At 66.5% G+C, this 14,515-nt stretch carries 14 protein-coding genes; 8 read left to right on the top strand and 6 right to left on the bottom strand.

The features are described from left to right. Positions 1 to 18: 18 nt before the first annotated feature. On the bottom strand, positions 19 to 1,698 hold the full coding sequence (locus ACZLZY_RS21750; protein ID WP_472936150.1) for a sensor histidine kinase: 1,680 nt from the start codon (positions 1,696 to 1,698) through the stop codon (positions 19 to 21). Between the two features lie 213 nt (positions 1,699 to 1,911). Then, positions 1,912 to 2,292: a hypothetical protein gene (locus ACZLZY_RS21745; protein WP_472936149.1), complete on the bottom strand. Its 381-nt coding sequence runs from the start codon at positions 2,290 to 2,292 to the stop codon at positions 1,912 to 1,914. 184 nt (positions 2,293 to 2,476) lie between these two features. Between ACZLZY_RS21745 and ACZLZY_RS21740 the strand changes: the two genes are divergently transcribed. Next, positions 2,477 to 4,183, top strand: a complete 1,707-nt coding sequence (locus tag ACZLZY_RS21740) for a helicase HerA-like domain-containing protein (protein WP_472936148.1) — start codon at positions 2,477 to 2,479, stop codon at positions 4,181 to 4,183. An 81-nt stretch (positions 4,184 to 4,264) separates the two neighbouring features. Beyond that, positions 4,265 to 4,495 carry an NINE protein gene (locus ACZLZY_RS21735; protein ID WP_472936147.1) on the top strand — a complete coding sequence of 77 codons (231 nt, stop codon included), beginning with the start codon at positions 4,265 to 4,267 and terminating at the stop codon, positions 4,493 to 4,495. A gap of 110 nt (positions 4,496 to 4,605) precedes the next feature. On the opposite strand, the gene ACZLZY_RS21730 is transcribed toward ACZLZY_RS21735, so the two are convergent. Further along, on the bottom strand, positions 4,606 to 5,313 hold the full coding sequence (locus ACZLZY_RS21730) for a L,D-transpeptidase (protein WP_472936146.1): 708 nt from the start codon (positions 5,311 to 5,313) through the stop codon (positions 4,606 to 4,608). Positions 5,314 to 5,467: 154 nt separating this feature from the next. After that, positions 5,468 to 6,133: a haloacid dehalogenase type II gene (locus tag ACZLZY_RS21725; protein ID WP_472936217.1), complete on the bottom strand. Its 666-nt coding sequence runs from the start codon at positions 6,131 to 6,133 to the stop codon at positions 5,468 to 5,470. A 156-nt stretch (positions 6,134 to 6,289) separates the two neighbouring features. Between ACZLZY_RS21725 and ACZLZY_RS21720 the strand changes: the two genes are divergently transcribed. The 4 genes from ACZLZY_RS21720 to ACZLZY_RS21705 all read left to right on the top strand — a co-directional run bounded on the left by ACZLZY_RS21720 (position 6,290) and on the right by ACZLZY_RS21705 (position 9,656). Further along, on the top strand, positions 6,290 to 7,165 hold the full coding sequence (locus tag ACZLZY_RS21720; protein WP_472936145.1) for a branched-chain amino acid aminotransferase: 876 nt from the start codon (positions 6,290 to 6,292) through the stop codon (positions 7,163 to 7,165). A gap of 140 nt (positions 7,166 to 7,305) precedes the next feature. Beyond that, positions 7,306 to 7,908 (top strand): superoxide dismutase, encoded by a 603-nt coding sequence (locus ACZLZY_RS21715; RefSeq protein ID WP_472936144.1) that lies wholly within the window; start codon positions 7,306 to 7,308, stop codon positions 7,906 to 7,908. Positions 7,909 to 8,093: 185 nt separating this feature from the next. Further along, complete coding sequence (locus tag ACZLZY_RS21710) at positions 8,094 to 8,549, top strand: c-type cytochrome (RefSeq protein WP_472936143.1); 456 nt, start codon at positions 8,094 to 8,096, stop codon at positions 8,547 to 8,549. A 192-nt stretch (positions 8,550 to 8,741) separates the two neighbouring features. Continuing rightward, positions 8,742 to 9,656 (top strand): cytochrome c, encoded by a 915-nt coding sequence (locus ACZLZY_RS21705; RefSeq protein WP_472936142.1) that lies wholly within the window; start codon positions 8,742 to 8,744, stop codon positions 9,654 to 9,656. Positions 9,657 to 10,048: 392 nt separating this feature from the next. Here ACZLZY_RS21705 and ACZLZY_RS21700 read toward each other — a convergent pair whose 3' ends face one another. Beyond that, on the bottom strand, positions 10,049 to 12,127 hold the full coding sequence (locus ACZLZY_RS21700; protein WP_472936216.1) for a S9 family peptidase: 2,079 nt from the start codon (positions 12,125 to 12,127) through the stop codon (positions 10,049 to 10,051). Between the two features lie 219 nt (positions 12,128 to 12,346). Next, positions 12,347 to 13,168: a 3'(2'),5'-bisphosphate nucleotidase CysQ gene (gene cysQ / locus ACZLZY_RS21695; RefSeq protein ID WP_472936141.1), complete on the bottom strand. Its 822-nt coding sequence runs from the start codon at positions 13,166 to 13,168 to the stop codon at positions 12,347 to 12,349. Between the two features lie 136 nt (positions 13,169 to 13,304). Here cysQ and ACZLZY_RS21690 point away from each other — a divergent pair, with 136 nt between their 5' ends. Then, complete coding sequence (locus ACZLZY_RS21690; RefSeq protein ID WP_472936140.1) at positions 13,305 to 13,715, top strand: DUF423 domain-containing protein; 411 nt, start codon at positions 13,305 to 13,307, stop codon at positions 13,713 to 13,715. Next, positions 13,702 to 14,481, top strand: a complete 780-nt coding sequence (locus ACZLZY_RS21685) for an SDR family NAD(P)-dependent oxidoreductase (RefSeq protein ID WP_472936139.1) — start codon at positions 13,702 to 13,704, stop codon at positions 14,479 to 14,481. The genes ACZLZY_RS21690 and ACZLZY_RS21685 overlap by 14 nt, the downstream gene beginning before the upstream one ends. Positions 14,482 to 14,515: the final 34 nt, after the last annotated feature.

The raw sequence follows: 14,515 nt of genomic DNA, 5'->3' as shown, positions 1-14,515 counted from the left end.
GCCGGGGCCGTCGCCGCATCAGCTGGCGATGATCATCTCCGGCGGCGCGGTTAGCTTCCAGACCACCCCCGACGGCGCATAGGCCATCTCGACCTCGCCGCCGAGGGCGCGCGCCGTCATCTTCTGCGTCACCAGCGTGCCGAAACCGGAGCGTTTCGGCGGCACCACCACAGGCCCGCCGATCTCGCGCCAGGTGAGGCTGAAGACGGGGTCGAGCGTCCAGTCGATGCGCACATAGCCCTCGTTGACGGACAGCGCGCCATATTTAGCGGCATTCGTCGCGAGCTCGTGCAAGGCAAGGCCGATGGTTTGCGCGGCCGTGGGGCTAAGGCGGACGTTTGGTCCGTGCGTCTCGATCTGCCCGCCCTTGCCGGCACCGAAAGCCTTCAACTGGGTTTCCACCAAACCGTCCAGCGCAGCGCTCTCCCAGCCGCCGTCGGAGAGGAGGTCCGCCGAACGGGCGAGCGAGCTCAAGGCTTCCGACAGCGTGTCCAGGAACTCGTTGGTGCTCGCGCTTTCCTTGGCGGCCCGCCGCGCGATGGCGGCGATGAGAGCGTACTGGTTCTTGGCGCGGTGGGTCATCTCGCGCATCAGAAAGCGGTTCTGCTCTTCCGCCTCTCGCCGCTCGCGCGAAGAATGCGCCAGGATCTTCGAGACCTCGGCAATTTCCTCGATGTTGGTTTGCACCGGCAAAGCCGGCTCGCCTTTGCCGATCGCCCGTGCCTGGCTGGCGAGATGGCGGATAGGCGAGGCGACGCGGCGGCCGAAGAAGACGGCAAGGCCGACGCAGAACAGCAGCAGCACCACGCCGGTGCCGACCAGCATGAGCCAGGAGCGCATGATCGGCCGCCCGATAACCGAGTCGGGGACGGCGACGCGGGTCGTCCATCCCGTTAGGATCGAGCCGTAGGACGCCTCGATCAGGTCGGGACCGAGCGCATCGCCGAGCGACCCGACGATCGACGGATTTTCGAACGGCGTCTGGCTTTCGCGCATGCGGCCCTCGGTGGCGAGAGCCGCGATGACCCGGTTGCCCTGGCGGTCGGTGATCATCGCCGTCCATGTCTGCGGCAGGTTCCGGTCGGCGATGACGGAGCGCAGATCCTTGGCGCGCTTGGCGATCGCCAGGACGTAGATCACCCGGTCGCCGCGGATCACCGGAACCGCGATGTGGAACGCCTGCTGGTCGGCAGCTGCGCCAATGATGTCGGAGATGTAGGGGAGGCGGGTCCGGAACACCATTTCCGCGGCGCGGGCATCGGTGGTGCCGGTCAGCGGCTCGGAGAGCGGCACCCGCGTGTCGACGACGACGCGCAGTGCCGGGTCGATCAGCACTGCGTCGGTCTTGGTCGTGGCGAGGGCGGCGGCCGCGCGCCGGTGCATCTCCGTCAGGTCGTCCTCGTTGACGAAGGCCGATGCCGCCAGCACCTTGGCGGCCGTCATGAGGCCGTAGATCTCGCGGTCGACCGCGTCGGAGATAATTTCGGCGGTATCGGAGACCTGGCCGGCGGCGATCTCCTTCTGCTGCGACGAGAACTGCAGGATCAGGAAGGCGCTGAACACCAACGCGGGGATCAGCACGATCAGCGCGAAACCGGCGAGATGCACGAGCAGCGGCGGCCGGCGCAGAAGCCGGGAAAGGCGGTAGGACCAGGTCCTGGCAACCCGCGGCCGTGCCGTGTTGATCTCTATCGTCATATCCAGGTCAGCCGCCGAAACGGCTTTACCGTCCGGGCGCTCCAATTTCACGTCGTTTGTCGCGGGCATCAGGTCGTCATACCCGTTCGCCGCGTGGCTTCCAAGCTCAGCGGCCCGCCTCAGTCCCGGGGCCGGTCACGAGACGGTGTGCCTGCTGCGAGGAGGGTCGGCCAAAACCGCCCTCCTCGTGTCCCACCCCGATGGGCGGAGGCGTCAGGCGAACTGCGCGAGGCCCGGCGTGGTGGCGATGACACGGTCGACGGTTTCATCGCCGGCATTCGCCTTGGCGTAGGTGATCAGCTCGGATGCGATCATCCGGATTTGCCCCATGTCGAGGCCGAGGCCCATCAGCTTGGCGCCGAGCGCCATGATCCCGCCGCCGAACGCCCCCATCACGCTGCCGAGCATGCCGCCGCCGCCACCGCCGGCTGCAGCGATCGCCTCGTTGGCGCCGGGCGTCTCGGCGATCATCGTCTCGACCGCGGGGTCCGTGCCTTCCGCCTTCATGTAGGCGAGGATATGCCCGACGGCTTCCTTCGCCTTGTCATGTGTCAGGCCCGTTTCCGCCGCGATGCGGTTTAATACTTCTTCCATCGGTAAACCCTCCTTGGTCCCGCGCCACCGCTGATCTGCGGCCCGTTCGGCATGGGCGGACCATTGCAAAGCGCCGAGAAAGAGGCAATCGGCAAAACCGCCTTGCCTGGCACCCCGATAGGGCCTCCGCATTGTGTCCGTGCGGGCGCAGGGCATAGTAGGCGCGATGACATGGGAGGGGCGGATGCTCGAAGACGGCAAGATTTTCCTGGGATCCAGTCAAGCTCCCAATGGTGCGATCAAGCAAGGCGAATATCTCGACCTGAAGCTCGCGAACCGGCACGGCCTCGTCACCGGCGCCACCGGGACGGGGAAGACGGTCACGCTGCAGATTTTGGCCGAAGGGTTTTCCGAGGCGGGCGTGCCGGTGTTCTGCGCCGACATCAAGGGCGACCTTTCCGGCATCGCGGTGCGCGGCGAGGACAAGGACTATTTGGTCGCCCGCGCGGCGGCGATCGGGCTCGATCCCTACTACCACGACGCCTATCCCACGATGTTCTGGGACATCTTCGGCGAGAAGGGGCACCGGATCCGCGCGACCGTCGCGGAAATGGGGCCGCTTTTGCTGGCGCGGCTGATGAACCTCACCGACGCGCAGGAGGGCGTTCTCAACATCGCCTTCAAGATCGCCGACGAGGAAGGGCTGCTGCTGCTTGACCTCAAGGATCTGCAGGCCATGCTCGGCCACGTCGCGGAGAATGCCGAGGAAATCTCGCGGCTCTACGGCAATGTCGCCAAGCAGTCCGTCGGCGCCATCCAGCGTTCGCTCCTGGTACTGGAGCAGCAAGGCGCCGCTGATTTCTTCGGCGAGCCGGCGGTGAAGATTTCCGACCTCATGCGCACCGACCGCGACGGCCGCGGCTACGTCAACGTGTTGGCCGCCGACCGGCTGATGCTCAATCCTCGGCTCTACGCGACCTTCCTGCTCTGGTTGCTGTCCGAACTGTTCGAGGAGCTGCCTGAGATCGGCGATCCCGAAAAGCCGAAGCTCGTCTTCTTCTTCGACGAGGCGCATCTCCTGTTCGACGGCGCGCCGAAGATCCTGACCGACCGGATCGAGCAGGTGGTGAAGCTGATCCGCTCCAAGGGTGTCGGCGTCTACTTCGTCACGCAGAACCCGCTGGACTTACCGGAATCGGTGCTAGCACAGCTCGGCAACCGGGTGCAGCACGCGCTGCGCGCCTATACGCCGCGCGAGCAGAAGGCGGTGAAGACCGCTGCCGAAACCTTCCGCCCGAACCCGGAATTTGACTGCTTCGCCGCGATCACCCAACTCGGCGTCGGCGAGGCGCTGGTGTCTACGCTGACCAAGGGCGGCGTGCCCTCGATGGTGGAGCGGACGCTGATCCGTCCGCCGGCCGGGCGCGTCGGGCCGATCAGCGATGACGAACGGGCCGAGGTGATGCGCCAGAGCCCCGTCGCCGGGCTCTACGACGTCACCATCGACGCTGAGTCCGCCTACGAGATGCTGGTCGGCCGGGCGGCCGCTGACCTGAAGAAGGAAGAGGATCAGCGCCGGGCCGAGGCCGAGGCGAAAGCTGCCGCGAGCCGCGACGTCTCGGAGCGCCGCGCCGAAGGCGCACGGCAGCGCGCCGAAGAGGCTGAGGCGCGGGCGGCCGAGGCGCGTGACCTACCGCCGGCCCGCACGCGCACCGGTTTCCAGCTGCCGGACTTCGGCCTCGGCGGCGGCGGGCGCGACGACGCGCAGGAGGTCGAGGAAGAGCGGGACGCACCCGTCGCGCGCCGCTCGGCGCCGCGGCGGCAGTCTTCCGGCTACCAGCGCCAGACACTGACGGAGACGGTGATGAAGCAGGTCGGGCGCACGGTCGCCTCGACCGTTACCAGCGCCATCCTGCGCGGGGTGCTCGGAAGCCTGAAACGCGGAAAATAACCGGCCGTTGGCACTGACCTCTGCCGTAGCGCGTCCGCAGATCCCATATTGAGGGTCTATGGAAAGAAGGAAAACGCCTGCATGAGATCGACGCCCACCGCCTACCTCCTCTGGCTCGGCTGCCTGATCGGCTTCTGCGGGCTGCACCGCTTCTACCTCGGCCGGCCTTGGACCGGGCTTTTGTGGCTGCTGACCTTCGGTCTTCTGGGCATCGGCCAGATTGTCGATCTCTTCCTGGTCCCGGGCATGGTCCGGCAAGGCGAGGTCGAGCACCGGCTGTCGACGATCGAGCGGGAGCGGCGGGCAGGATAGGCTTGGTTCTCCCGATCTGCGGACAACAGCAGTCGAACGAAAACGGCGGGATCCGAGGATCCCGCCGTTTTTAATTCCACCACCCTTCTCGGGCGGCGCGGAACTCGTGTTTAGACCATGCCGTTCTGGACGACGACGACCGGTGCGCCGTTCGGCACACGCTCGTAGAGGTCGATGATGTCATGGTTCATGAAACGAACGCAGCCTGACGAGACAGCCGTGCCGATCGTCCAGTACTGTGGCGTCCCATGCAAGCGGTACAGCGTGTCCTTGCCGTTCTGGAAGAGGTAGAGCGCGCGCGCGCCGAGCGGGTTCATCAGGCCCGGGTCCATGCCGACATTGCGGTAGGGCTCGAGTTCCGGCTGGCGGTCGATCATCTCGTTCGGCGGGGTCCAGCGGGGCCACTTGCGCTTCCACTGCATCACGGCGCGGCCGCTCCAGGAGAAGCCATCGCGGCCGACGCCGATCCCGTAGCGCATCGCGCGGCCGCCCGGCTCGGTGAAGTAGGCGTAGAAGTTGTTGGTGTCGATGACCACCGTACCGGGGGCCTCGCCGGTTGGATCGGCAACTTCTTGGCGGAAGAACCGCGGATCGACGCGCTGCGGATTGATGCCGGGAATGAGGTAGCCGCCGTCGTCGATTGGTCCGTACATGGCAAGCGAGCCGCCGTATTCCGGCTGGACCGCGCCATCATAGCTGCCGAGGATCCGGGCGCGCGGGCCGGTGGTGCAGCCGGCCGCCAAGGCCGTCGCGCCAAGCCCGAGGCCGAGCAGGAGATGGCGGCGCGAGATGCCGCGGTCGAGGAGCTTGTCGTTCATGGCCTGCCTGTCGTGGGAAGATTGTCCTCCCGGCCGGGAGAATCACAGGCAACCGACGTCGCCCGATTTTGCAGCCTGAACAAGGCAGTGAAGCTGAAGGTTGCGCTGTCCGAACGCTTTGCCGGGATTGTGGTCGAGAGGCAACACCTCTGGGTCAGGCCCGGGAGGCAAGGCCGGCAAGATCGGGAAGGACAAGTGCCGGCGGAAGGTCCTGATACTCGTCCGGCGCCTCGTTGCGGTTGATCCAGACCGTGCGGAAGCCAAAGCTGGTGGCGCCCGCAATGTCCCAGCGATTGGAAGACTGGAACGAGACGGCATCGGGATAGACCCGGTAGGCAGTGGTCACCAGTTCGTAGACCTCGGTGGCGGTCTTGTAGCGCCGGACATCTTCGGCCGAGAAGATGTCGTCGAGGAGATGGTCGATGCGGGCCGCCCGCGCCGCCCGCACCAGCATCTCGTGCGAGCCGTTCGACAGGATGGCGAGCCGCGTCCCGCGCTCCTTCAGCTTGCGCAGCGCCTCCGGCACTTCGGCAAACGCGTCGAGGTCGCGATAGGCTTCGAGAAGCCGCGCACGCAAGGCCGGATTGGCCGCCGGCAAGGTGGCGAGGGCATGGTCGAGCGCCTCTTCGGTCAGCGTCCAGAAGTCCCGGGCGCCGTCACCCATCAGCGTGCGGACCCAGGAATATTCCAGCTGCTTGCGGCGCCAGACTTCGGCGAGCTTGTCGCTTGCCGCGCCGAGCTCGGCCGCATGGCGGGCGACGGCGGCGCCGGTGTCGAACAGTGTGCCGTAGGCGTCGAAGACGAAAATCGAATGCACAATGCTACTCCCGAACAGCATGCCCTGGCGATTGTCATAGGCCGGTGCGCGCCGAGGGGAAGGCTTTGCCTGTCCGGCACGGCGTGGCATGACGGCACGGCGCCGGGTCGGACCGGTGATTTCTGCGCGGCTTTCTGGCCGCAGCCCGAAAGGAAGACCATGGCCTCGCCCCTCAGCCGCACCTTCACCTTTCTCGACGGCGAATGGCTGGAAGGCAATCCGTCAATCATCGGCCCGCGCAGCCACGCCATGTGGCTCGGCAGCTCGGTGTTCGACGGCGGCCGCTGGTTCGACGGGCTGGCGCCCGACCTCGATCTCCATGCTGACCGCGTCAACTATTCCGCGACCGCCTTAGGGCTGCAGCCGACAATGACGGGCGCAGAGATCGTCGGCCTCGTCGCCGAGGGGCTGCAGCGTTTCGACGGCAACACCGCGGTCTACATCCGCCCGATGTACTGGGCGGAGGAGGGCGGCTACATGGGCGTTCCGGCGGCGCCGGAATCGACCCGGTTCTGCCTGTGCCTCTACGAATCACCGATGATCTCGCCTGAAGGATTCTCTCTGACGGTCTCGCCCTTCCGCCGGCCGACGCCGGAGACGATGCCGACCGCCGCGAAGTCCGGCTGCCTCTATCCCAACAATGGTCGCGCGATCATGGAGGCGCGCGGTCGGGGTTTCGACAACGCGCTGCTGCGCGACATGATCGGCAATGTCGCGGAGACCGGCACCTCGAACGTCTTCATGGCGAAGGACGGCGTGCTCTTCACGCCGATCCCGAACGGCACGTTCCTGAACGGGATCACGCGCCAGCGCATCATCAGCCTGTTCGACGCGGATGGGGTCGGGGTGGTCCAGCGCAGCCTGACGGTGGAAGATTTCCTCAGTGCCGACGAGATCTTCTCGACCGGCAATCATTCCAAGGTCGTGCCGGTGACCCGGATCGAGGGCAGGGCCTTGCAGGTCGGGCCTTTCTACGAGCGCGCCCGGGAGCTGTACTGGCAATTCGCCCGCGCGACGGCGTCGCTCGCAGCCTGATAGCGCGACCGGAACTTCGGCGCTCACGCGCGAATGCGCATGGCCTTCCGGCCGCAACACGCTAACTATGCCCACGTGATTGGCGCGGACGGTCCCTGACACGGGCCACGTCCGCCGTCTGACCCCTTAAGGAGACCATCATGGCTTTCACGCTTCCCGAGCTGCCGTACGACTACGAGGCCCTGCAGCCTTACATGTCGAAGGAGACCCTCGAGTACCATCACGACAAGCACCACAACGCCTATGTCGAAATGGGCAACAAGCTCGCCGCCGAAGCCGGCATGGCGGACGCTTCGGTCGAGGAAGTCGTGAAAGCCTCGTTCGGCAAGAACCAGCCGCTCTTCAACAATGCCGCGCAGCACTACAACCACATCCATTTCTGGAAGTGGATGAAGAAGGACGGCGGCGGCAAGAGCCTGCCGGGCAAGCTGCAGACCGCGATCGATAGCGACCTCGGCGGCTACGACAAGTTCAAGAACGATTTCATGGATGCCGGCAAGGGCCAGTTCGGCTCGGGCTGGGCCTGGCTCGCGGTCAAGGACGGCAAGCTGTCGATCATGAAGACCCCGAACGGCGAGAACCCGCTGGTGCACGGCGCCGAGCCTATCCTCGGCGTCGACGTCTGGGAGCATTCCTACTACATCGACTACCGGAACGCGCGGCCGAAGTACCTGGAAGCGTTCGTCGACAACCTCATCAACTGGGACTACGTGCTCGAGCGCTACGAGGCCACCGGCGCCTGATCACCTATTCCCTGAGCTAGTCTATGACCCCGTCGCGCATTCTTGCGCGACGGGGTTTTCGTTTTGGTGTGCGGAGAAATCGTTAGTCACGCCGAGTTGAGAAAGATTCCAGATTGCGGATGACGGCGATCTCCCGTCCAATGGCGGGAAGCGCCGCCGGTGCGCGCGTGCAATGGAGAACGACGATGAAGATGAATTCTCTCGCCTTCGCCTGCCTCGGCATGCTGGCCGTCGCGCCGCTCGTGCTTCCGGCTTCGGCCCAGAACCTCGACGTCATCAAAGAGCGCCAGACCGCCATGAAGACCATCGGCAAGGCGGCCAAGGCCAGCGGGCAGATGCTGAAAGGCGAGAAGCCCTTCGACGCGGCAACCGCTGCCGCCGTGTTCACCGACATGCAGGCCTCGGCCGAAAAATTCGGCGGCCTGTTCCCCGAGGACAGCAAGACCGGCGGCGACACCGAGGCCGCGCCGGCGATCTGGCAGAAGCCGGAAGAGTTCAAGGCCAAGCTGACGAAGTTCCAAGGTGACATCGCCGCCGCCATCGCCGCCAAGCCAGCCGACCTCGACAGCTTCGAGGCGTCGTTCCAGACGGTGTCCGCCAACTGCAAGAGCTGCCACCAGGAATTCCGCGTCGACAAGTAGGTCGGACGCCCCGCAGGAGAGAGGGCTTCGTCAGCCAAGGCCGATCGGATGGCAGAGCTGGCTTTGCCCGCGCTGGCAGGCGACGTCATTTGCTGGCGTTATGGGTCGCAGGCGGATGGCGACGGCGGGCTGAACGGGCGCTGTGCCCGGTGGCCGGGTCAGTGACGGGGCAGGCAGGGGAGCGTCGACAGGGTGAAGCGTCTTCTTCTGGTCTCGGCCGGCATCCTCCTTCTGGCCGGCGCCGGCTTCTATGCTCTCACCATGCCGCAACGGCTGGAGGCGGCATCGCTCGTCGAAGAGGCGACGGGGGACGCGGGCAGGGGACAGGCTGTCTTCTGGGCCGGGGGCTGTACGTCGTGCCATGCAGCGCCGAAGGCAGAGGGCGAGGCCAAACTGCAGCTGGGCGGCGGCGAACCGCTGGTCACGCCTTTCGGCACCTTTCACGCGCCGAACATCTCGCCCGACAAGGCCGACGGCCTCGGCGACTGGACCTATGCCGATTTCGCCAATGCCATGCAGCGCGGCATCGCCCGCGACGGCAGCGCGCTTTATCCGGCCTTTCCCTACCCGTCCTATGTCCGCATGGCACCGCAGGATGTCGCCGACCTCTGGGCGTTCCTGAAGACCGTGCCGCCGGTCTCCGGCGCTGCGCCGTCGAACGAGCTGACCTTCCCGTTCAACATCCGGCGCGGCGTTGCGCTGTGGCAGCGCGTTTTCCTCGATCCCGCACCGGTGGTGACGCTGGCCTCGGATGCCCCGGCGGCGGTGAAGCGCGGGCAGTACCTCGTCGAGGGCCCCGGCCATTGCGGCGAGTGCCACACGCCGCGGCAGTTCGGCGGCGCGGGCGGGCTCGACACGGCGAACTGGCTCGGCGGAGCACCGAACCCGGCCGGCAAGGGCCGGGTGCCGAACATCACCCCCGGCGGCAGCACCAAGGACTGGTCTGAGGAGGATCTCGTCAGCTATTTCGAGACGGGCTTCACGCCGGACTACGATTCCGTTGGCGGGGCCATGGTCGAGGTTCAGGCGAACCTTGCCAAGCTACCAGCGGCGGACCGCGAAGCGATCGCTGCTTATCTGAAGGCGGTGCCGGCGATCGGAGGGTGAGGGCTGGGAAGATGGCGGCACGTGGCACGTTCGGCGCGGACGAGCGAGCCTCCATCATCATTTGAGGTCCACAGCTTTTCCCAACATCGAGTGAAGGGCGCAGCCCTTTCCGACGTCGAAGGAAGGGCACAGCTCTTGCCGATATCGAACGAAGGGCGCAGCCCGCTCCGACGACGACTGAAGAACGCAATCCTCTCCGGTTCGTCATCCCGGCCATGAGCCGGGATCCATTCGAAATCGCCGAACAACACCACTCCGGTCGACCTTCCCTTCTGCACTGGACCGATTGACGAAGCGCAGAGGAATGGATCCCGGCTCAAGGCCGGGATGACAATCGGAGAGGTGGGCCGGCGGGCATTTGGCCAGGTAGGCGGAAAGCGGGCGACGGACCCTCAGCTCTTGCCCATCACCAGCAGCGAGAAGGCGTAGATGTAGGCGATCTCCTCCAGCCTCGCGAAGCGGCCGGAGGCGCCGCCATGGCCGGCGTCCATGTTGGTGCGCAGAAGGAGGAGGTGGTCGTCGGTCTTCAGCGCCCGCAGCTTCGCCACCCATTTCGCCGGCTCCCAATAGGTGACGCGCGGGTCGGTCAGGCCGGCCAGCACCAGCATCGGCGGATAGGCTTTCGCCGTGACATTGTCATAGGGGCTGTAGCCGGTGATGCGGTCGTAGTCGGCTTCAGAGGCCAGCGGGTTGCCCCATTCCGGCCATTCCGGCGGGGTCAGCGGCAGCGTGTCGTCGAGCATGGTCGAGAGCACGTCGACGAAGGGCACCACCGCCACCACGGCGCCGAACTTTTCCGGCGCGATGTTGGCGATCGCGCCCATCAGCATGCCGCCGGCCGAGCCGCCTTGCGCGACGATCCGGTCGTGCGACGTGAACTTCTCGGCGACCAGATGGTCGGCGACGGCGATGAAATCGGAGAAGGTGTTCTCCTTGTGCTCGCGCCGTCCGGCGGCATACCAGGCGAAACCCTTGTCCTTGCCGCCGCGTATGTGGGCGGTGGCCCAGACGAAGCCGCGGTCGACGAGGCTCAGCGCATTGGTCGAGAACGAGGCGGGGATCGAGATGCCGTAGGCGCCGTAGCCGTAGAGCATCAGCGGCGCCGTGCCGTCGAGCGCCGTGTCCTTGCGGTAGAGCAGCGAGACCGGGACGCGCTCGCCGTCGGCGGCGGTGGCGAAGATGCGGCGGGTCACGTAGTCGCCGGCATCATGGCCGGACGGCACTTCCTGCGTCTTCAGAAGCGTGCGCTCGCGCGTCGCGACGTCGTAGTCGAAGGTCTGCGACGGCGTCGTCATGGAGGAATAGGTGAAGCGGATCACCGTTGTGTCGAACTCGTAGGTGCCGGACAGGCCGAGCGAATAGGCCTCCTCGTCGAAGGCGACCGCGTGTTCCTCGCCATCCGACAGGCGCTTGACGACGATCCGCGGCAGGCCGTCGCGGCGCTCCAGCCAGATCAAGTGCTCCTTCAGCACCATGTGGCTCAGGATCAGCCGGCCATCCTCGTGCGCGACATAGTCGGTCCACTCGGCGCGGCGGGAGGCGTCGACGGGGGCGGTGACGATCTTGAAGTCGCGCGCGCCGTCGGCATTGGTGAGGATGTAGAGGGTGCCGTTGGCCTCGTCGACATCGTATTCGACGCCGGTCTCCCGCTCGGCGAGAAGCCGTGGCTCGGCCGCCGGATTAAGCGCGGGGATCAGCCAGGCCTCGGAGGTCTCGTGGTCGTGGATGTGGATGACCACGTACTCGCCCGACTGGGTCTTGCCGACGCCCATGAAGAATCCAGTATCGGTCTCTTCGTAGATCAGCGCGTCGTCAGAGGGATCGTCGCCAAGCCTGTGGTAGTGGACCCGGCTCGGGCGATGGTTGCTGTCGAGGCGGGTGTAGTAGAAGCCGCGCGACTTCGCCGACCAGACGACGCCGCCGCTGGTATCCTCGATCCGCAGCGGCTGGTCCTCGCCGGTGGCGAGATCGCGGAGCGCGATGGCGTAGAATTCGGAGCCCTTGTCGTCGGCCGACCAGGCAAGCCATTTGTGGTCGCTCGAATGATCGACGCCGCCGAGCGAGAAGTAGCTGCGCTCCGCCGCTTCCTTCTCGGCATCGAAGATCACCGTCTCGTCGCCAAGGCTGCCGCCGCGCGGACGGCGGATGTAGCGCGGATATTCGGCGCCCTCGCGGTAGGCGACGCCGTATTCGAACGCGCCGTCGGGCGCGGGGACGGAACTGTCGTCCTCCTTGATCCGCGCGCGCATCTCGGCGATCAGCGCCTCGCGCAGCGCCGCAGTCGGTGCCATCGCCGCGTCCTGATAGGCGTTCTCGGCCTCGAGATAGGCGCGGATGGACGGGTCGAGCACCGAGGTGTCCTTGAACACATCCTGCCAGTTGCCGGCCCGCAGCCAGGCATAGTCGTCCTCGCGCGTGCGGCCGTGCTGTTCGAACCGCTCAGGCCGCTTGTCGGCCTTTGGCGCGGGCATTGCCGGAGGCGATACGGCGGAAGCCGGGGTGGCGGCGGTTTCGATCTTACGGAGCAAGGCGATAATCCTGACAAGGGGCCCGTATGTCAACGAACCGGGATGAAGCTCTGAGAGAAGAGGCCGTCGGCGACGTTGCCCACAGAAAGGGCACCGGCGCCGAGTTCTGCCCGCGTAGTTAAGCGCGCCGGGCGAGCCTCGCAATGAGGTGAAGCCAACGGTCTAGGGTGTGGGCAAGCTTGTCTGACCGGTCGCGATGAAATGCGGGTTGGCAAAGTCCGCCAGATCGGGCCGGCCGCGCTGGCCGTAGCGCATCTCGCTGCCGTCGATTTGCCTGACGCTTCCTCCGGCCGCGTTCAGCAGAGCGTGGCCGGCGGCGATGTCCCATTCCATGGTGCGGCCGAAACAAGGGTATAGGTCCGCTGCTCCTTCGGCGATACGGCAGAACTTCAGCGACGAACCGACCGGGATGACCGCTTCCAGCGAGAGGCCTGCGAGGTAGCTGTTGGTCTCCTGCGTGCGGTGCGACCGGCTGGCAAGGGCCAGCAACCGGTCCGGTCCCCGCCGCGTGCCGATGATCTCGGGATCGGTCCAGTCGCCGTTGCGCAGGCGCCGCGACTTGAACGCGCCTCTGGCACTACCGACGTAGAGCTCGTCGAAGGCGGGCGCGAGAATGACACCGCAAACGGGGACCCCATCCTCCACTAGGCCAATGTTGACGGTGAAGTCGGGGAGGCCCGCTACGAATTCACGCGTGCCGTCGAGCGGATCGACTAGAAAGAAGCGGTAGCCGAGATCGGGGGGGAGATGTCCCTCCGCGATCTGTTCCTCCGCGACGATCGGGATGTCGGGAAATGCGTTGGTTAGCGCGTCGACGATCAGCCGCTCGGCCGCCCGGTCCCACTCCGTCACGGGCGAGGCATCGCGTTTCGTCTCATGATCGAGCTCCCCGCCAAATCCCGACAGGACGATTTCGGCAGCCGCCTTGGTGGCCGCCACCAGGATGGGCAGGTCGCTGTCGGGATCGAAATGACGAGGGGGCATGGAGTTCTCCGTGTCCCCGTTGGTCGCAAATCGGGCGGCAAAGGTAAAGTGACCGGCGGTCGTGCAACTTTTCCGCTGTCCTCGGGCAGTGCCGGAAAGGCTGTGCCGGCGCGCGGGCTTGCGCTAGACAGGCAGGATGCAGAAAGCCCTCCGATCCGTCCTGATCATCGCCGCCGGCCTTCTCGGCATGCTGGGCGTCGGCGGTGCCGCCGTTGCCGCGCATGGCGGCGACGATCGCTTCGTGGCCATCGCCGCCGCGATCGCCTTGGTGCACGCGCCGGTTCTCCTGGCGCTGGCGGCGCTGCCGCGCGATCTCCTCCGGTGGCGCGCGGCCTCCGGCCTCGTTCTGATCGTCGGGACACTGCTGTTCTCCGGCGACCTTGCCGCCCGTCGCTTTCTCGGCGACCGGCTGTTCGAGAATGCGGCGCCGGCGGGCGGGATGATCCTGATCGGTGGATGGCTGCTGGTGGTGATCGGCGCGGTGCTGGCAGCGGCCGGACACAAAGGGCAGAGGCAGGCGGGGGAGCGTGACGATGCAAGGATTTGACCAGAGCCTGTTCGGAGGCCAGCGGGTGGTGATCACCGGGGCGGGACGCGGCATTGGCGCGGCGGTCGCGCGGGGCTTCCTCGCCTGCGGGGCGGAGGTCGTCGCGCATGTCGGCCGTACGGAGGAATATGTTGCGCGTGACCTGACGCCAGGCCTGACGGCCGAGGCGCTCGGCCGGCTGCGCGTGCTGGCGGCGGACCTTTCCGTCCCCGGTGGCGGCGAGGGACTAGCTGCCGCGGTGCTGTCGGAAGGCGGCCCGATCCACGTCCTCGTCAACAATGCCGGGACGATGGGCGGCCGGGTGCCGGCCGAAGAAACGCCTGCGGCTTATGATGCCATTCTCGATCTCAACATCCGCGCCACGGTCGCGTTGACGGCGGCGCTCATTCCTCGCCTGCGGGATGCCGAGGCGGCATCGATCGTCAACACGGTGTCGATTTCCGCGCGCACCGGCGGCAGCGCCGGCTCCTCGCTCTATTCCGGCGCGAAAGCCTTCGTGTCGACCTGGAGCCGTGCGCTGGCGCGGGAACTTGCGCCGGACGGCATCAGGGTAAACGCCGTCTCGCCGGGCACCATCATGACCGACTTCCACCGCCGCTATTCGTCGGAGGAGAAACTGCAGGCCACGGCAAAGGCGATCCCGCTGCAGCGCCTCGGCACGGCCGAGGATTGCGCGCCGGCCTATCTCTACCTCGCCTCCAGCCTTCTGTCCGGCTACGTAACCGGGCAGGTGATCGAGGTGAATGGCGGCCAGTTCATGGGCTGAAGCCGGCGGCATCGGCCGCCGGCGCAAGGTCTTG

The sequence above is a fragment of the Mesocryomonas lacus genome (assembly GCF_055730135.2).
Note: the sequence above shows the minus strand (reverse complement) of the source record. Positions and strands in the feature narration are given on the sequence as shown.